The organism is Pseudenemella bisphenolivorans (assembly GCF_051133435.1).
Classification (GTDB): domain Bacteria; phylum Actinomycetota; class Actinomycetes; order Propionibacteriales; family Propionibacteriaceae; genus JAAYAO01.
Genome location: NZ_JBPGNY010000002.1, coordinates 420085 through 437702 on the forward strand (window position 1 = coordinate 420085; position 17618 = coordinate 437702).

Consider the following 17618-nt stretch of genomic DNA (forward strand, 5'->3'; position numbering starts at 1 on the left):
CTTTAACGCTTAAAGTTGCAGGTTCCGGTCGAAGCTGCTCACTTAACTCTTGTCCGGAGGAGCTACAGGTCTTTGGCGAGCCGGGCGATGTGGATGGTGAGGTAGCTGACCTCGTCGTCGGTGATCGGTTGGCCCAGGCGCAGTTCGAGTACCTGGCGTAGGTTGACCGCCGCCCCGTAGGCCTCGGGGTAGGCCTCCCGAATCGCCCCGGCGAAGGAGTCGGCGACCTGTTCCCGGAATTGCTGGCCCTGGTTGGCTCGGACGAAGAAGTAGCGCAGGTGGGTGATGAACCGGGCGGCGGTGAGGGAGTCCCGGTCGAAGCTGGTGCCGAGTACCTGTTCGAGCACATCGAAGATCTGGGTGAAAACGCCGGTCATCAGGTAGGTCTGCGACAGATCCCCGGTGGTGAATCCCGCATTCACCAGGTGCAGGGCAATCGCGACGGCCTCACCCTCGGGCAGCGGGACGGGGGTGCGCCGGTTGACGTGGGCCAGTACCTCTTCGGCGACGGCCAGTTCATCGGCATACAGGTGGGCGATCTCGGCCCGCAGCGGATATTCGAGCTCCACCCCCATCCGCACCCGTTTCAGGGCGAAGCTGAGGTGGTCGGCCACCGCGATGACGGTGGTGGCCGGCAGGTCACCGGGCAGGCGTTCTCGGGCGACTTCCAGTGCCTCGTCGGCCCACTGCAGGTGCTCGGGCGGAATCGCCGACAGTTGCATCGCGAAGTTGTCGATATCGCGGCCGTCGTCGGCGATGAACACCCGGACGACCTTGGACATGTCGACCTTCATCCCGGGTTTGGCCTGAAAACCCAGGCCCCGGCCGCTGAGCACCACGTCCCCACGGTCGGCCGAGCGCGCCAACACCACGTTGTTGTTGAAAACGCGCAAGATCTCCATGCTCAACCCTTTCGAGGTGCGCCTCACGCTACCAACGCCTCGCCCATCGGTGACCGATCCCGGTCGGCCCGGCCGATGAGTGAAACCGCTGCCCGGTCCCCTGGCGTCGTGGGCCCCGGGCAGCGGTCGGCTCTCACTTCAGGGTGGCTCCGTTGCTGTTGATCAGGTCGCGGTACCAGCCGAAGGACTTCTTGCGGTAGCGCGCCAGGCTGCCGCTGCCGTCGTCGTTGCGGTCGACGTAGATGAATCCGTAGCGCTTGCTGAGCTGGGCGGTGGAGGCACTGACCAGGTCGATGCACCCCCAGGTGGTGTAGCCGAGCAGCTCGACACCGTCGGCGATCGCCTCACGCACCTGCACCAGGTGATCGTTCAGGTACGAGATCCGGTAGTCGTCGATCACGGTGAGTTCACCGTCCACCTCGACCAGTTCGTCCTTGGCCCCGAGACCGTTCTCGACGATGAACAGTGGCTTGCGCCAGCGTTCCCAGTAGTCGTTGAGGACGATCCGCAAGCCGACCGGGTCGATCTGCCAACCCCATTCGGACGCTTCCAAGTGCGGGTTGGGCACGCCGGCGAAGATGTTGCCGGCGCCCTTCTCGGCGTTGGGGTCGGCGGTGGCGCAGATGCTGACGTAGTAACTGAAGGAGACGAAGTCGACCGTGTGCTTGAGGTCTTCGCGGTCCTGGTCGGTGATCTCCAACTCCACCCCGAGCTCGCGCAGCTTGCGCTTGAAGTAGCCCGGGTACTCGCCGAAGCAATGCACGTCACCGAAGGCGAAGTTGTCGTGCTCGATCTGTCGGGCCGCCCAGACATCGGCGGGGTCGGGGGTCAGCGGGTAGGCGGGCATCGCGATGATCATGCAGCCGACCTTCGACTCCGGCATCAGCTCGTGGGCCAGTTTGGTGGCCCGGGCCGAGGCGACCAGCTCGTGGTGGATGGCCTGGTACAGGTCTTGATCGGTGAGTTGGTCCTTGGGCGTCCAGATGCCGCCGGACATCAGCGGGGCGTGCAGCACCGCGTTGATCTCGTTGAAGGTCAGCCAGTACTTGACCCGCTTGCCGTAGCGCTCGAACAGCACCCGGCAGTAACGGTCGAAGAAGCCGATCATCTTGCGGTTGACCCAGCCGTCGTAGGTCTTGGCCAGATGCAGCGGGGTTTCGTAGTGGCTGATCGTGACCAGCGGCTCGATGCCGTGCTTCTCGCACTCGTCGAGGACCCGGTCGTAGAAGGCCAGGCCCTCCTCATTGGGGGTTTCCTCGTCACCGTTGGGGAAGATCCGGCTCCAGGCGATCGAGAAGCGGAAGACCTTGAAGCCCATCTCGGCGAAGAGCGCGATGTCCTCGGCATAGCGGTGGTAGAAGTCGATGCCCTCGTGTTTGAGGTTGTCGGCGGTCGGTTCCTCGGTGGGTGGGGCGACGATGCCCTGGGGCATCACGTCCTGGATGGACAGGCCCTTGCCATCGGCGGTGTAGCCGCCCTCGAACTGGTTGGCGGCGGTGGCGCCGCCCCACAGGAAGCCTTCGGGGAAAGTGAGTTCGGTCATGGGGGTGTTCCTTTCTCAGAGCTTGATGGCCAGGGCGAGGTCGTCGGCGTCCAGATCACCGTCGGTGACCGGGACGACCTCGGTCAGTTGGGCGGAGTTGGTGACGATGACGACCGTGGTCGGGTCGTAACCGGCTTCGGTGATCGTGGTCAGGTCGACGGTGGCGAGCTTGTCGCCGGCCTCGACGCGCTGCCCCTGGGTGACGTGGGAGGTGAAGCCCTGGCCGTCCAGTTGCACGGTGTCGATGCCGATGTGCACCAGTACCTCGACGCCGTTGTCGGACTTGATGCCGTAGGCGTGCGGCATCGCGGCCCGAACCTCACCGGAGATCGGGGCGACCAAGTCACCGCTGGTGGGGACGATGCCCATGCCGGCACCCATCGCGCCGGAGGCGAAGACCTTGTCGTTGACCTCGGTCAGGGCGACGGCCTTGCCCGGTACCGGGGCACGCACGTCGAGGCTGTCGGTGGCCAGCAGGGTGGTTCCGGTACCGGTGACCGGGGCGCCGGCATCGACCGGAGTGGACACCGGGGCGGTCAGGGCGGGGTTGGTGATGTCGGCGGCAACCTCTTCGTCGGGGGCGTCGGGGAAGCCGAGCACCAGGGTCAGGGTGAAGGCGATGACCACCGCGACGGCGACACCAACCATGGTCATTGCGAAGTTGCCGACGTTCATGTAGGCCGGGATTCCGATCAGGGACGGGAAGACGAAGGCGTCGTTGGCACCGCCGGCCAGGGCGACGATGACACCGCCGACCGCACCGCCGATGCAGCCGTAGATGAAGGGACGCTTCTTGGGCAGGTTCACACCGTAGATACCGGGTTCAGTGACACCGGCGAGGAAGCCGGACAGGGCCGCGGGGCCGGCGATCTGACGCAGCGACTTGCTCTTGGTGCGGACCATCACGGCCAGCATCGCGGCGGCTTGGGCGAGCACGGCGGGCAGAACCGGGCCACCGAGCAGGGTGTGTCCGACGGTGCTCAGGTCGTTCAGCATGATCGGGACGAAGGCCCAGTGCAGACCGAAGATCACGAAGATCTGCCAGGCCGCGCCCATGATCGCGCCACCGGCCCAGGGAGCAACCTCGAACAGCCACTGCACGCCACCGGAAATGCCGTTGGCCAGGTAGGTGGTCAGCGGACCGACGGTCATCAGCACGAAGGGCACCAGCAGGGTCAGCACCAGCAGCGGGGTGGTGAAGTTGCGGATGGTGGCGGGAAGCACCTTGTTGAGCAGTCGTTCGAGGTGCCCCTGCAACCAGACCGCGACGATGATCGGGATCAAGGACGACGTGTAGTTGGCAGCGATCACCGGAATGCCGAAGAAGGTGACGTCCGGGTTACCGACCATGGCGACGATGGCCGGGTAGACCATCGCGCCGGCGATCGCCAGGGAGGTCGCGGTATTGGCGTGGAACTTCTTGGACGCACCGACCGCGAGCAGCATCGGCAGGAAGTAGAACAGGCCGTCGGAGGCGGCGTTCCAGATCGCGTAGGTGGTGCCCTCGGGGCTGAGCCAGCCGAAGGTGGTGGCCAGGGCGAGGAAGGCCTTGAGCAGGCCTGCGCCGGCCAGCGTCCACAGAATCGGGTGCAGAATCGCGGTGATCAGGTCGATGAACTGGCTGAGCAGGTTGCCCTTGGGCCCGGTTTCGGCTTCGGTGTCGTCAGCTTCGCCGAGCTTGGTGATGCGCATCAGCTCTTGGTAGGTCTGCGGCACGTTGTTGCCGATCACGACCTGGAACTGGCCACCGGCCGGCATCACGGTGATGACGCCGGGCAGCTTCTCCACCGCGGCCTTGTCAGCTTTGCTCTCGTCGCGCAACCTCAGTCGCAGCCGGGTGGCGCAGTGGGTGGCCTGGGCGATGTTCTCCTCGCCGCCCACCTCGCGCAGGATTTCGCCTGCCAGCGACTGATAGTCAACCTTGACCATCTCGATCCCCTCTGTTCGTGGCCGTTTGGCCCGGAAAACAAAAAAAGACCTGAGGCGCACAACAGTGCTTCCTCAGGTCTTGCCTCTTGCGAGTAACAATCCTGTCGGTTCTCATCGAACCTGACAGGCACTCTACAACGCGTCGTAGTTGCTCCGCAAGTCGGGGTGCGGGTCAGCCCTTCAACTCGCTCTCGGTGTCGCGTCTGGTGAAGTCACAGTGCCCGGCGGGCTCGCACGTGGCCTTCGGCGATCTGCTGCAGCAGGTCGACGGTCTCGTCCAGCAGGTCCAGGCCGAGGGTGCGGGAGCGGACGATGATCCGGCGCGACAGGCGTTCGGCCTCGGCGGTGTTGCCGGCTTCGTGTTCGGCGCGCAGCCGCAGACTCATCAGCAGTTCGTCGTCGGGGGCGGCGGTCAGGCCGCGGGAGGTGGCCCAACGCACCACGTTGAGGTCTCCCGCACGACGGGCGCGGTCGGCAAGCACCCAGGCGATATCGCGAATCATCGAGACCATGTCCAAGCGGGATTCCTCGGCCCAGCCCCATTGTTGGGGGGCGGCATCAGCCAACGGGGCACCCCGCACCAGCTCCAGGGCGGCGTGCAGGGTGCTGTCGCGGGCGGTGCGGATGTCGCCGGGCAGCATCTCCTGCAGCAGTTGCCAGTCGGAGGTCACCGCGTCATGCAGGGTGATCCGACCCGAGTAGGCCTCCGGTAGGTAGGGGCGGCCCTCGGGGTCGTGCCCCAACCAGGTGCGCAGCCGGCTCATGTTCGAGCGTCGGGTGGCTTCGGCGACGAAGAGTTGCGCGGCCATTTCCCGGGATGATCGGCCCGGGTTCTCCAGGAGCCAGGCGCAGTATTCGATGCACTGTTTGTGGGCTCTCGGAGGCGCGGTACCGCGCGCGTCCTGCAGGTCGATCGGGCCGAGCAACCGCACCAATGGCGCCATCGGTCGGTCGGGGGGACGGGTGTCGGTGGGCACGGGCAACTCCTGTCGGGCACCCGGGGCGGGCACTCGGGGCGGGTCGAAGCCGGAGATATCGGGCACCGGGGCCGGTGACCACCACGGTGCCGCGGCAGTCGTGGTGGACCCGGTCACCCGGAACAGTTCAACGACGTGGTCTCGGGCCGGTTCGGTGACCAGATGGGGGGTGAAGCCGTCGGTGATTCCGTCGATGTGGGCTCGACGGGCATCGCCGGTGAGGGTAACTGCGGCCGGGGTCGCAACACGCACCACGGCCAGCGGGGTTCGCGGATCATCCAGCAGCGCGGTGAGCCGGCGCCGCTGCTGGACGGTAAGGGGTGTTCCGAGCACCACGATGGTCGGTTGCCAGGCCTCGGCGTGGTCGATGTCCAACCTGAGCTGGGCCGGAACCGGCGGGTCGGCAGGCTCGCAGGCTCGCTGTTGTTCTGCGCGCTGTTCGAGTTCGGCCAGCAGTTCGTCGGGGTCGGCGCTACTGCGGACGTGGCCGGCTTCGGCGGCGTCGATCAACGGTTCCTCGCAGCCGAGCACCACCACTTCGGCGGCATCGGGATTGGCGAGCAGATCGAGGACGATGCCTCGAACCAGGGCCCGGGTGTCCTCGGGATCGTCCAGGTCGATGCCGAGGTCACCGACGCGTTCCAGATCGATCAACACCTCACCGTCGATGTGCCGACCGATGGTGACCAGTGCGGGCCAGGGGTTGCCGACGGCCTCACCGATATCGGTGCGCCGGGCCGCGTCGAGGATCCAGCGGTTCCCCTCGATGCGGAATCCCTCGGGTGGGCTGCCGGCGTCTGACACGACCAGTTCCACCCGATCCGGGGTGACCAGTGCCTGGTGCAGTGCCGGCGGACTGCCGCCGACCCGCAGGCAGTGCCGGGCGATGAGCTCGCGGGCCAGGGTCAGTCCTTCGCTGCCGCCCGGGGAACGGACGGTGTGCAGGGCTGCGGCCAGCCGTTGCGCTGCCTGGCCCGGTTGGGCAATACGGCGACCCACCGGACGTTCGTGCATCTGGGTCAGACGGCGGATCGCGAAGTTGCCCACCAGCCCGGCCGCCAGCAGGGCACCGATCCCGCCCAGGGCGGCGCCTAGATCCACCCCACCATCAACAGCGGGCACGTCCGTCGAGTCGAACTCCGGTGGCTGTTCCGCGGCTGGTTCGCCGGGCTGCTCGGGTGCCTGTTCTGCTTCCTGCTCCCCCGCTTGCTTCTCCCGCCGGGGTTCGGCGGGCTCCGGCGTCGGTTCGGACGTCCGGGGCCCACTGTCGTTCTGCTGCGGGGATTCGGCCGGGCCGGCCGGTTCTTCGGCCGCGTCCCGGGAGACCGGGGACGTGGTGGCTGCGGTCTCGGGCAGGCGCAGCATCATCCCGACCGACAGTTGGTCGGGGTGGTGGAGCACTGCCCGATTGAGGGACCACAACTCGGGCCACCGGTCCGGGTCTCCCAGATGGGCTCGGGCCAGGCCGGTAAGTGTGTCGCCTTCGGCGACCCTGATGGAAGGCCCGGATCGCGTGTCCTCGGCAGATCGCGTGTCCTCGGCACTCGGAATGAACAGCTCCCAGCCGGCTTCCAACACATCCGGCCCACCGGTCAGCACCTCGGGGTTGGCGGCGGCGATCTGTCGCCACCGGGAACCGTCGCGGTAGTAGTGCTCGGCCAGGCTCCACAGATCGTCACCCGATTGCACCCGGTGGCGAACCCCGGGACCTCGGTGCGGATCGGCGCTTTCGCCCTCCGGCGGAGTCTGCATCGGATTGAGGCCCGTCCGGTCGTGGACGGTCGGCTCGAGGACGGATGCCTCCAGGCTGACCGGACCTCCCGAAGTGGTGCCGGTAGTCGAACCACCGACCCCGGGTGCCGGGCCGGTCACGCCGGCAACCTCCGGTGCAGCCTGCGCCACCGTCCCCGGCATCACCCCGCCGAGGGCGGTCAGCACCAGTACCGCTGCGATCGCTTGTACCCATCGCAAGCCCGGCAGGCGGATCCGCAAACGGCCGCGGGTCACCACCGAAGTGGTCTCGACCAGAACTGCGAGGGCCACGACCAGCCAGGCCAACCAGCCGGCGATGGTGAGCACACCCATGAGCACGCTGCCGTCGTCGGGGTTGCGCAGCGCGTCAAGCCACACCGCCGGGGCGGGAATCGTCCCGAGGCCGAGCAACACCGCCGGCACCCCGACCAGCACCACCAGCAGCAACAGCCAGGCGCCCACGGCTCGCAGGATTCGCATCACGGACTCCCCCGGTGTTGGTCGACGATCGAAGAACCGTTCGCCGACACCTGGATCGAGCCCGGGGTGCCGGGCACGAGCAGGTCGGCCAGTGGCACGGTGCAGCGCACCCGCACCGAGACCGCTGCCGGTTCACCGACCCGGCGCTGCAGCCCGGACACGTCGGCGTGTACCCGCAGATCCGCACAGTCGGTGCCGGCCGAGCGCAGTTGTTCGGTACCCACCCGGTGCGCGACCTCCCGGGCCGCCGCACCGTGGCGTTCCAGCGATGCGCTGCGGGCGGCCAGCCAGGCCGCGTCCTCTACCGCGCTGGTGACGTACCACAGCCGCGCCCCGACCATCAGCAACCCGAGCAGCAGGGTGACCGCCGGGATCACCACGACCGCCTCCACCGAGGCCGCGCCACGTTCGTCCCGAGTCATGGCCGGGTCACCCGCTCGGGACTGATCACGGCCTGTTCACGCACGCTGCCCGGCCCGAGGTCGAGGATGAGTTGGGGGCGGCCGGTGACGGTCACCGTGATCAGCTCCGCACCGCGGTCGACGTGCACGTCGACATCACGAAGGCCGGCGATCCGGGTGATCTCCAGGGCGGCATGTTCGCCGGCTTCGGGTGGTGGGTGCAGTACCGCCTCGGCCTCGGCTGCCGCGGCGGCGGCATCCTGGGCGGCCTGCCGGGCGTGCAACCACAGCGCGGTTTGCAGCACCCCGAGCACGACGAGCAGCACCAGGGGCAGTACGAGGGCCCACTGGAGTGATTCGTTCAGACCGCGTTCATCGCGGCTCGGGGTTGGCATCGCGCGCCTACTTCGGCAACCGCGACTGGACGTAGACGCTGATCGCCGCGACCACGATGCCGGCCACGGTGACCGCACCGGCGAGCAGGATCGCGTTCTCGGTGCTCTGGGAGAGCCCGCGTTCATCGCGGGGCACCGGCCGGGTCACGGTGAGCACGATGCCCACCAGCACGGCCGACAGGCGGCTCAGGTTTCGATTCATGGGTTCATCTCCTGGGGATGTGTCAGCCGGACAGCAGACGCAGTACCGGCGGGGTGAGAAAGAGCAGCCCGAACAACAGGGCCGGGATGGTCATCGGCAGGGTCATGTTCTCCGACACCTCGGTGGCGGCGATCTTGGTGGCGGTCAGGTGCTCATCGCGCAACTCGCGCACTCGGCTGCGCAGGTTGTCGGCCAGGGCGGCGCCGTGTTGGTCGGTACGCATCACTTCGGCCAGGTCGGCCAGGGCGGGCAGTCCGATGCGTTCGGACAGGATGACCAAGTCGTCGTAGGGCGGGCGTTGTTCCATCCGAGCCCGTTCCAGAGCCGCGCGGATCTGCCGGAAGACCGGGGTGTCGGACACCTGGGCCGAGTTGGTCAAGGCCTGGATCGCCGAGGCATTGGCGAGGCGTTCCAGGGTGACCAGGTCGAAGAAGGTGAACAAGGCCTCGGCCGCGTCGTGGCTCTTGCGGTTGCCCTCGCGGCGCAGGGTCAGATCGGGGAGGAACCAGCCGACGACCGCACCGAGCAGCGCCGCACCGCCGGGGATCAGGCCGACGTTGACCCCCAACAGGGCGGTGAACCCGCCGATGACTCCCGGCACCAGGGCGCCCAGCACCGCGTGCAGCAGTTTGCGGGCATGGAACTCGGCCAGGGTGATGCCCTGCAAACGCAGTCGCTGCTGTTGTCGTCGTCCGACGGGGATGGGCGAATGGCGGGCCAGCCAGGCGCCGAGGCGCTGCGAGCGGGTGCCGGTCGGCTCCGGGGATGCGGCCGCGGTGCGCCCCTCGAGCCGGGCCAGCGCCGCGGCGAGGGAGGGACGGCCCGGAATCAGGCCGCCGATGATCAGGAAGGCCCCGGCCCCGAGCAGCAGCCCGGTGGCCACGACCATCGCCCAGGTGGTGTTCACGGCGTCCCCTCCCCCGGTAGGGCTTGCACGGTGAGGACGCGATCGCGCCGTGGTGGCATGGTCATGCGGCGCAGCATCAGCAGCGATCCCAGGTAACCGAGCACCAGGGTCAGCAGAATCACCTGACCGGTGGCGGTTCGGTAGGGGCTGAAGAAGTCGCCACCGATCAGGATCGAGGCGCCCAGCACCACGGCCATCACCACCGACACCTGCCGCACCACGAACCGGGGTTTGGCCCGTTCGGCCTCGATGTCCCGCCAGGCCCGCAGCCGGTGCTGCACCGAGTCGGACAGTTCGATCAGGGTGGTCGCGGCACCGGTCTGACCACGCTGTGCGGCCAGGATCAGGGCGGCCGCAATCGCATCGGCATCGGGGCTGTCCAGGTCGTCGGCGAAGGCGGCCAGGGCATCCCGCGGTGTCCAACGATCGTTCAGCCGGGCCACCAGGCGATTCACCGGCTCGGCGATCTGAGCCGGCGCGGAGCGACGTCCGGCCCGGATCGCGTCGACCACCGAACGTCCGGTGGCCATGGTCGCGGCCAGGGTGCGCACCCACCGATCAAGTGCCTGCATCACCTCGATGTCCCGGTTGGGCGGGGCCGAGAGCAGACGCGGGCCGAGGACGACCGCGACCACCACGATCGGCAACCACACCACCCACCCGGTCAACGCGACCAGGATCACCCCACCCAGGGCGGCAAGGCCGACCCGCCAACTCGGCATCGGGATGCGCAGCTTCTTGGTCGCAAAACGGGATGTCGCTGGACGAGTGGTGGATTGCAGGCCGGCGATGATCAGCCACACTCCGAGCACGACCGCGGCGCCGGCGGCCGCCCACAGCGCGATCATCGGGTCACCCTCCCATCGGCCGCCCGGTGATATCGGGCCAGTTCGGCGGCCATCGCCGCATCGGGCTGGAAGACCGGACGGCCACCCGCCTCGTGCCGGAACACCTGATGCAACACGGGTCGGCCTCCTTCGACCGAGCCGTTGAGTGATTGCACCTCGCTGACCATCCGGGTGCGGGTTCCACCGCGCCAGGTGTCGTCGATCAGCCGGACGTGCACCAGCAGGTGCAGGTGATGGGCGATCTGATGGTGGGCCTCGGCCACGGTGACCACTCCGGCCTGAGCCACCCGCGAGGCCAGCCGGTCGACCGTGGACGAGGCCGAGTGGGCATGGGTGGTGGCCATCAGGCCGGACCCGGATTGGGCGGCCTCGAACATGGCCCCGGCCTCGGCGCCGCGCACCTCGCCGACGATCAACCGGGAGAGGTTCTGCCGTAACGCCTCCGGCATCAGGTCGGCGACGGTGACTTCGCCGATCCGTCGTCCGTCGTGGAGTTCGCCCATGCCGGTGCGGGCTTGGAGGGCCAGGATGTTGTTGCGGCCCGGTTGCAGGTGGGTGAGCAGTTCGTAGTCGGTTTCCAGGGTGCCGAAACGTTCCTGGTGCGGGATTTCGGCGATCAGGGCTCGCAGCAGGGTGGTTTTGCCCGCCCCCTGGTCGCCGCTGATCACGATGGATTTGCGGGCTCGCACCGCGGCGGCCAGGAAGTCGGCGAGCGGTTGGGGCAGCATCTCGCCGTGTACCAGGTCGCTCAGTGTCACCTCGGTCATGGTGTGCTGGCGGATCGTGATCGAGGGGCGATGGGACAGCCCGAATCCGATGGCATGCAGTCGGAAACGGTCCCCCAGGGCCAGTGTGATCGTCGGGTGGGCGGCATCGAAGGGCCGGCTGGGACGATTCGACTCGCCGAGGTAGCGGACCGCCTCGATCAGCTCCTCGTCGCTGTCGGCCACCGGCGGATGCGCCCGGCGGGTGCCATCGCCGTACTGGATCTGCACCGAATCCCAGCCGGTGATTTCGATGTTCTCGGCCTCGGGGATCTCGAACAGCGGCTGCCAGCGGCCGTATCCGAAGACCGCGTCCTCGACGGCGGCGGCATAGGCCTGTTCGGTGCCGAGATCCCACAGTTCCCGCCCCGAGGCCTGAAGTTCTTCGGCATGGCCGTGCACGACCCGGCTGATCATCGACCGGCCCAACAATCGCCGATCCGCCTCGGTCACCGGGGTGCCGCGTCGTTCGAGTTTCTCGGTTTCGGCCGAGATCAGCTCCGCGGCTCGGCGACGCAACACCACCACCAGCGGCCACTCGATCGAGCCCTTCGCGGGGGCCGCTGTCGGGGACGTCCGGTGCCCCAGCCAGGCACTGACGTCGGCGCGGCTGGCCGAGGTGACCGGGGTGCCCCGGGCCGGCGGCGCGGGCTGCGGCGGCACCCGCTGCGGTTCCAACGGCTGTGGTTCCAAACGCTGTGGTTCCAAACGCTGTGGTTCCAACACGTGTGGGTCCGGCTGCGGCGGCTGTGGCTCCGGTGGGCGCGGCTCGGACGGACCCGGGTCCGGGGAGTCCACGTTCGTCGTAGGCGGTGCGGCCGAGCGTCGGGCGGCCGGTGGCGTCCAGTCCTCGATGTCGTCATCGGGCCAGATGTTGACCACCTGCTGCACCGGCTCGGGGGCGCGCAGTTCGGCGGGGATGGCGGTGAGCAGCGGCACCTCGGACAGCTTCGTCGGCTCGGTCATGGCATCTGCTCCACCTCGGTGGCGCGCAACAGGGTCAGCGCCGCGTCCTGCAGTGACCGGGCCAGCGACGACCGCATGAACCGGCGGGTGGAGGTGGCCCCGTCCGAGAGCACCTCGGCGGCGGCCGGATCCCACGGCAGTGTCACCAGCACCGGATGGCCGAACTGGGCGGTGATGTCGCGGGCCGAGTAGGGCCGCTGCGGGCCGATCACCGCCAGCACCACCCGGGTGTCGGCCAGCGAGGCGCGTTCGGTGACCGACTCGATCACCCCACCCAGACCGGCCAGGGAGCGCAGGTCGCTGCGCACCACCAGCACCAGCAGGTCGGCGAGGGCCAAGAGTGGTTCGGGCAGGCCGGGGCCGACCCGTCCCGCGTCCAGGACGATGTCGAAGCCACCACGCAACTCCCCCAGTGCAGCAGTGAAGTCCGTCCAGACCGGGGCGAACAGGGCCGCGGCGGCCGGGTGGGCGAAACCGGGGTGGAAGAGGCGCTTCACGGTGGCGTCCTCGATCAGGTGGAAGACCTGGGTCAGCGGTTCGAGCCGGCGGCCCTCCCGGTGGGCGGCCGCATGCGCACCCATCCCGCGGCCACCGCCGTCCTGGCCCTGCAGGAATCCGGCCAGGATCGGCTGTCCGGCGTCGCGGTCGACGTCGACGAGCACCACGTCACGGGGCCAGAACATCGCCAGCCCGACCGAGGTGGTGGTCACCCCCGGTGCGCCGGTGGCCGAGGCCAAGCACACGACCGCCATCTCAACCGGTCCGTACCAGGGCGAGGTTGTCGGTGGCGGCGAGCCGGGCGACCAGTTCGGCCTGCTCCCGGTTCACCGAGACGTCCAGCACCATGGCGGTGCCGTCGGGTGAGGCGATCGCGCTACTGGCGACGACCGCGTCGATGGAGCGATCGTGGCTGGGTTCGGCTCCGTTGGGGCCGGCCACCGGTACCAACAGCACCTCGGTGCCGGGGGTCAGTTCGGCCAGCGGCAGCCGTCCGGGAGCGAGCTTCAGGCCGATGTGCACCTGACCGTCGGCGACATCGGGTTCCCCGACCGCGCCTTCGGCCAGTAGGGAGCGTTCCGACAGGTCTCGTCGAGCGGTGGCGCCGACCAGATCGGCCACCCGGTCACCGGGGACCACCGACACACCGGGCACCGAACCGACGGTGACCACACCCAGGTCACCGGGTTCGATCACCTCACCGCGCGAGACCGGACGCAACACCTGAACCACCGTGTGTGAGGTCGTCGCCTGCCCGTAGAGTCCGACGCCACCGAGGGCACCCAGCACCAGGCACAGGATTCCGGCCGCCACCCAGATCGGTCGACGACGGCTGCGCAAACCCGAGCCCGCGGTCGGCGCATCGGCTCCCCAGTCGGAAGCATGCTCGGGAGACTGTTTCGGCGCCGTTGTCGGTGGCATCGCAGGCCTTTCTCGATTGATCGCAACGTAGCCAGCCCCGGGTTCGTCCCCACCCGGGTCGAAGGTCACGATCCAGTAACATCGGGTGTCGCTGCCGAGCGACCTCAAGCTGCATGGAGGGCTTCGCGAATCTCCGGCCGGGTCAGGTGCTGCAGCAACTCGCGCCGGTGCTGTGACATGCGGCGGACGTACTTGCTGCACCGGTACCTGACCATGTCGGCGGTGATGCCGTGGGCCACCGCCGCCTGATCACCGGACAGACCCAGGACGTAGACGCTCACCAGAACTCGCGCGGTGTGCTCGTCGAACAGACCCAGGGCCTGGCCGGCATCGATCAGTCGCCGGCTGAGCGGCGTTTCGGGAACCGGCCCGAGTCGGATTTCGAGCAGGTCGGGCACCATCGGTGCCTCACGGCCACAGTCGCGTTCGGCGAGCACCGCTTTCAGGGTGTCCAGGGCGAGGTTGGCCGCCACCCTCCGACGCCGTCGTTGCAACGGGTAGCCCTGCACCTGCAACCACAACTGGGCGAGGTAGTCGTCGAACTCGGCGATGTGATCGCGTCCGGCCATCTGCCGCAGTTTCGGGGCCATGGTGCGGGCGATCAGATGGTCGGCGACCCGGCAGCCGACCTGCGACCAGGCGATCAGAAACAACAACAGCCCATCGGCATTGCCGGCGATGGCACGCAACACCTCGGGCACGGTGCGACACCCGCGAAGATCCGGATTGTCGCGGGCCCACCGCCTGATGGTGAGTTCGGTGTCGTCGGGCTCGGGCCACAATCGGCCGTTCCAGCTCAAGCCGACGATGTCGGTGGACAAGGAAAGCGCTGTACTCATGATCGCTCCTGGGGATGGGTACCGGGGGTGAACCCATCCTCGTGACGCGATGTTGTGCCCGGTGTTGTCCCGACCGAAATCAGTGTTGTCCGAAGGCCCGAACCTGTTGCCACATACCTTCCGGACGCTCCGATTCACCCCGAAAACAGCGCCGCGTTCCGCCTTGCGGAACAGCCGATCAATACTAGTCGACAAAGAGCGACCTTTTCTGAGGGTTTCCCTAAGAATTTGGGAGACTTACCTCACAAAACCCTTCCTGGTTGCTGGTAACCGGCGTAGACTTAGGGCATCCTCACAAGGGATAACAAATCGCCTGGGGGCCGCTTGGAAATGTAACCAGCGGTCCCCGGTGCAATTCCGGGACATTTCCCACGTCCCTGGCCTTCCACCCGCGGGCAACACACCGACATTTTTCTCTGCTGTCGTTACGATGTGGCCACCTTCGGGAAGGAATCCGCACGTGCAGCTGGTCTCTTCGATGCGGCGTCTGTGGCGCCACTCGTTGTTCCGACGACTCTTCGCGGTGCGGCTGGTCACCCAGGCCGCCGACGGATGCCTCCAGGTCGGCATGGCCTCCTACATCCTCTTCTCCCCCACCCACGCCCCGGACGCCTGGTCGATCGCCCTCGCCCTGGCGGTGACCCTGCTGCCGTTCTCGATCGTCGGCCCCCTGGTCGGGGTGGTGCTCGACCGGTGGAACCGGCGCAGCGTCATCTATGTCACCGACGCGATCCGGGTCTTCGCCGCGGTGATGCTGGCCGGCATGGTGGCCACGGGGCTGCGCACCACCTTCTCGTCCATCGTCTTCTTCTCCATCGTGTTGCTCGCGATGAGCCTGAACCGCTTCCTGATGGCCGGCCTCGGCGCCTCCCTGGCCCATACCGTCGACGACGACGAATACCTCCTGGCCAACTCGGTGATCTCACCGGTGGGGCCGCTCGGGGTGGTGATCGGGGCTGCGGTTGCCGCCGCCCTGCGCCTGGGTCTGGACGGCATCCTGCCCTCCTATCAGGCCGACGCCTTCATCTTCATCGCCGCCGCCATCGGCTTCGCCCTCTCGGCCCTGGTCGCCACCCGCTTCGAACCCGACGCCCTCGGCCCCGACGTGCGCACCCAGGTCAAGGTCTCCGAAGTACTGGACGGGCTGCGTGAGGCCGCCGCACACCTCTACCAGCGCCGTCCGGCCCTGCTCGGCATCGCCACCCTCGGCGCCCACCGGGTCGTCTACGGCCTGGTGATGACCGGCGCGATCCTGGTGCACCGCAACCACCTCAACACCCCCGAGCAACTCAACACCGCCCTGGTGCAACTCGGCATCTGGGCCGGCGCCACCGGGGCCGGTTACCTGCTCGCCGCGGTGGTCACCCCGGCCGGCACCAACGGCTTCGGGGTCCGCACCTGGATCATCGTGCTGACCGTGGTCTCGGCGTTGGTGCAGGCCTTCCCGGGCAGTTGGTTCGCCCACCCGGCCCTGGTGGTCGCCAGCTTCGTCCTCGGCATCTGCATCCAGTCGCTGAAGAACTGCGTCGACACCCTCGCCCAGGCCCACATCGCCGACGGCATGAAGGGCCGGGTGTTCACCATCTTCGACATGGTCTTCAACGCCGCGATGGTGCTCGGCGCGGTGATCGGCGCCCTGGTGCTGCCCACCGACGGCGCCTCACTACCGGTCTTCCTCGGTGCAGCGGCGGCCTTCGGTCTGATCGCGGTCGGCTTCGGCACGCTCAGCCACCCGATCGGCAACCACGATTTCAACAAGGGCACCCGGCGCAGCCGGATACCGGCCTGATCTCAGGCCTGTTCGTCCCACCAGCGGCGCAGTTCCTCGGTGGCCGCCTCCTCACCCAGCGGGCCGCGCTCGATGCGCAACTCCAGCAGGTGCCGGTAGGCCTTGCCGACCGTCGGCCCGGGGCTGATGCCCAGGATGTCGATGATCTGGTCACCGTTGAGGTCGGGCCGCATCGCGTTCAGTTCTTCCTGGGCGGCCAGTTCGTCGATCCGATGCTCCAGATCGTCGTAGGCGGTGCGCAACCGGACGGCCTTGCGCTTGTTGCGGGTGGTGCAGTCGGCCCGGGTCAGGATGTGCAGGCGTTCCAACTCGTCCCCGGCATCGCGGACGTAGCGGCGCACGGCCGAATCGGTCCAGTTGCCCTCACCGTAACCGTGGAACCGCAGATGCAGCTCCACCAGTTTCGCGATCGACTTGATCTCGTCATTGCTGAAATGCAGCTTCTGCAAGCGCTTGCGGGTCATCTTCGCCCCCACCACATCGTGATGGTGGAACGACACCTTGCCGCCGGGCTCGAACTTGCGGGTCGCGGGTTTGCCGATGTCGTGCAGCAGCGCGGCCATCCGGCCGATCAGGTCGGGGCCGTGGCCGCGGGCCTTCTCCAGCGCGATCGACTGGTCGAGCACGGTCAGCGAGTGTTCGTAGACGTCCTTGTGGCGATGATGCTCGTCGACCTCCAGCTTCAGTGCCGGCAGCTCGGGCAGCACCTGCCTGGCCAGGCTGGTTCGCACCAACAGATCGAGCCCGGCCCGCGGACGGTCGGTGAGCAGCAGTCGGCTGAGCTCGTCGCGGTTGCGTTCGGCCGAGACGATCGTCAACCGTTCACTCATCGAGGTCATCGCCTCGATCACCTCCGGGGCCACCCGGAAGCCCAACTGACTGGTGAATCGGGCAGCGCGCATCATCCGCAGCGGGTCGTCGCTGAACGAATCCTCCGGCTTGCCGGGGGTGCGCAGAATGCCCTCGGCCAGGTCGGCCAACCCGCCGAAGGGGTCGATGAATTTGGTCTGCGGCACCCGGATCGCCATCGAGTTCACCGTGAAATCGCGGCGCACCAGGTCGTCATCGAGCCGATCACCGAAACTGACCTCGGGTTTGCGCGAGTCGTGCCGGTACACATCGGCGCGGTAGGTGGTCACCTCGATCAGCCACTCGATGCCGCCGGAGGCCACCTTGCAGCCGATCGTCCCGAAGGCCTTGCCGACCGTCCAGACACTGGACGAGACCGTGCGCAACAGTTCTTCGATCTGATCGGGACGGGCCGAGGTGGTGAAATCGAGGTCGTTGCCCAACTCACCGAGCAGCGCATCACGTACCGAACCACCGACCAGGTACAACTCGTGACCGGCCGCCTCGAAGGCCTGTCCCAGGGCATCGACGACCGGCGCGATGCGCACCAATTCCGCCACCGCGTTCGACTGGGCCTTGCTCAGGTTCGACACGGGGCGACACTTTACCCCCAGTCGCACCGGTCTACCGCCCGGCGCGTGTGGCCCCGGCACTCC

Annotated in this window: 15 protein-coding genes; 1 reads left to right on the forward strand and 14 read right to left on the reverse strand. The window is 67.9% G+C overall.

The annotated features are described in order from the left end of the window. Positions 1-62: 62 nt before the first annotated feature. The 13 genes from ACR4XW_RS06805 to ACR4XW_RS06865 form a co-directional block, all read right to left on the reverse strand. Positions 63-902, reverse strand: a complete 840-nt coding sequence (locus tag ACR4XW_RS06805) for a PRD domain-containing protein (protein WP_434759781.1) — start codon at positions 900-902, stop codon at positions 63-65. A 133-nt stretch (positions 903-1035) separates the two neighbouring features. After that, complete coding sequence (locus ACR4XW_RS06810; RefSeq protein WP_434759782.1) at positions 1036-2445, reverse strand: glycoside hydrolase family 1 protein; 1410 nt, start codon at positions 2443-2445, stop codon at positions 1036-1038. A 15-nt stretch (positions 2446-2460) separates the two neighbouring features. Continuing rightward, positions 2461-4374, reverse strand: coding sequence for a beta-glucoside-specific PTS transporter subunit IIABC (locus ACR4XW_RS06815; protein WP_434759783.1), 1914 nt, complete (start codon positions 4372-4374; stop codon positions 2461-2463). Positions 4375-4586: 212 nt separating this feature from the next. Then, entirely contained in the window at positions 4587-7583 is a 2997-nt protein-coding gene (locus ACR4XW_RS06820) for an AfsR/SARP family transcriptional regulator (protein ID WP_434759784.1), read from the reverse strand. Beyond that, positions 7583-8005 carry a TadE/TadG family type IV pilus assembly protein gene (locus ACR4XW_RS06825; protein WP_434759785.1) on the reverse strand — a complete coding sequence of 141 codons (423 nt, stop codon included), beginning with the start codon at positions 8003-8005 and terminating at the stop codon, positions 7583-7585. The genes ACR4XW_RS06820 and ACR4XW_RS06825 overlap by 1 nt, the downstream gene beginning before the upstream one ends. Next, positions 8002-8379 carry a TadE/TadG family type IV pilus assembly protein gene (locus ACR4XW_RS06830; protein ID WP_434759786.1) on the reverse strand — a complete coding sequence of 126 codons (378 nt, stop codon included), beginning with the start codon at positions 8377-8379 and terminating at the stop codon, positions 8002-8004. Before ACR4XW_RS06830 ends, ACR4XW_RS06825 begins: the two co-directional genes overlap by 4 nt. 7 nt (positions 8380-8386) lie before the next feature. Next, on the reverse strand, positions 8387-8581 hold the full coding sequence (locus tag ACR4XW_RS06835; RefSeq protein ID WP_434759787.1) for a hypothetical protein: 195 nt from the start codon (positions 8579-8581) through the stop codon (positions 8387-8389). 22 nt (positions 8582-8603) lie between these two features. Next, positions 8604-9488: a type II secretion system F family protein gene (locus tag ACR4XW_RS06840; protein WP_434759788.1), complete on the reverse strand. Its 885-nt coding sequence runs from the start codon at positions 9486-9488 to the stop codon at positions 8604-8606. Then, the gene (locus ACR4XW_RS06845; RefSeq protein ID WP_434759789.1) at positions 9485-10336 is read right to left on the reverse strand and encodes a type II secretion system F family protein; all 852 of its coding nucleotides are present in this window, start codon (positions 10334-10336) and stop codon (positions 9485-9487) included. Before ACR4XW_RS06845 ends, ACR4XW_RS06840 begins: the two co-directional genes overlap by 4 nt. Beyond that, entirely contained in the window at positions 10333-12066 is a 1734-nt protein-coding gene (locus tag ACR4XW_RS06850) for a TadA family conjugal transfer-associated ATPase (RefSeq protein ID WP_434759790.1), read from the reverse strand. Before ACR4XW_RS06850 ends, ACR4XW_RS06845 begins: the two co-directional genes overlap by 4 nt. Further along, positions 12063-12818, reverse strand: coding sequence for a hypothetical protein (locus tag ACR4XW_RS06855; protein WP_434759791.1), 756 nt, complete (start codon positions 12816-12818; stop codon positions 12063-12065). Before ACR4XW_RS06855 ends, ACR4XW_RS06850 begins: the two co-directional genes overlap by 4 nt. A 1-nt stretch (position 12819) precedes the next feature. Further along, complete coding sequence (locus ACR4XW_RS06860; RefSeq protein ID WP_434759792.1) at positions 12820-13485, reverse strand: SAF domain-containing protein; 666 nt, start codon at positions 13483-13485, stop codon at positions 12820-12822. A 104-nt stretch (positions 13486-13589) separates the two neighbouring features. Then, positions 13590-14324 (reverse strand): hypothetical protein, encoded by a 735-nt coding sequence (locus ACR4XW_RS06865; RefSeq protein WP_434759793.1) that lies wholly within the window; start codon positions 14322-14324, stop codon positions 13590-13592. Positions 14325-14784: 460 nt separating this feature from the next. Here ACR4XW_RS06865 and ACR4XW_RS06870 point away from each other — a divergent pair, with 460 nt between their 5' ends. Next, the gene (locus tag ACR4XW_RS06870) at positions 14785-16113 is read left to right on the forward strand and encodes an MFS transporter (protein ID WP_434759794.1); all 1329 of its coding nucleotides are present in this window, start codon (positions 14785-14787) and stop codon (positions 16111-16113) included. 2 nt (positions 16114-16115) lie between these two features. Here the strand turns inward: ACR4XW_RS06870 and ACR4XW_RS06875 are convergent, their stop codons facing one another. After that, positions 16116-17555 carry a CCA tRNA nucleotidyltransferase gene (locus tag ACR4XW_RS06875; protein ID WP_434759795.1) on the reverse strand — a complete coding sequence of 480 codons (1440 nt, stop codon included), beginning with the start codon at positions 17553-17555 and terminating at the stop codon, positions 16116-16118. Between the last annotated feature and the right edge of the window lie 63 nt (positions 17556-17618).

Bases quoted from the DNA above. Each gene is read 5' to 3' on its own strand.
- ACR4XW_RS06805 (WP_434759781.1), bottom strand. From the start codon at position 902: ATGGAGATCTTGCGCGTTTTCAACAACAACGTGGTGTTGGCGCGCTCG.
- ACR4XW_RS06810 (WP_434759782.1), bottom strand. From the start codon at position 2,445: ATGACCGAACTCACTTTCCCCGAAGGCTTCCTGTGGGGCGGCGCCACC.
- ACR4XW_RS06815 (WP_434759783.1), bottom strand. From the start codon at position 4,374: ATGGTCAAGGTTGACTATCAGTCGCTGGCAGGCGAAATCCTGCGCGAG.
- ACR4XW_RS06820 (WP_434759784.1), bottom strand. From the start codon at position 7,583: ATGCGAATCCTGCGAGCCGTGGGCGCCTGGCTGTTGCTGCTGGTGGTG.
- ACR4XW_RS06825 (WP_434759785.1), bottom strand. From the start codon at position 8,005: ATGACTCGGGACGAACGTGGCGCGGCCTCGGTGGAGGCGGTCGTGGTG.
- ACR4XW_RS06830 (WP_434759786.1), bottom strand. From the start codon at position 8,379: ATGCCAACCCCGAGCCGCGATGAACGCGGTCTGAACGAATCACTCCAG.
- ACR4XW_RS06835 (WP_434759787.1), bottom strand. From the start codon at position 8,581: ATGAATCGAAACCTGAGCCGCCTGTCGGCCGTGCTGGTGGGCATCGTG.
- ACR4XW_RS06845 (WP_434759789.1), bottom strand. From the start codon at position 10,336: ATGATCGCGCTGTGGGCGGCCGCCGGCGCCGCGGTCGTGCTCGGAGTG.
- ACR4XW_RS06850 (WP_434759790.1), bottom strand. From the start codon at position 12,066: ATGACCGAGCCGACGAAGCTGTCCGAGGTGCCGCTGCTCACCGCCATC.
- ACR4XW_RS06855 (WP_434759791.1), bottom strand. From the start codon at position 12,818: ATGGCGGTCGTGTGCTTGGCCTCGGCCACCGGCGCACCGGGGGTGACC.
- ACR4XW_RS06860 (WP_434759792.1), bottom strand. From the start codon at position 13,485: ATGCCACCGACAACGGCGCCGAAACAGTCTCCCGAGCATGCTTCCGAC.
- ACR4XW_RS06865 (WP_434759793.1), bottom strand. From the start codon at position 14,324: ATGAGTACAGCGCTTTCCTTGTCCACCGACATCGTCGGCTTGAGCTGG.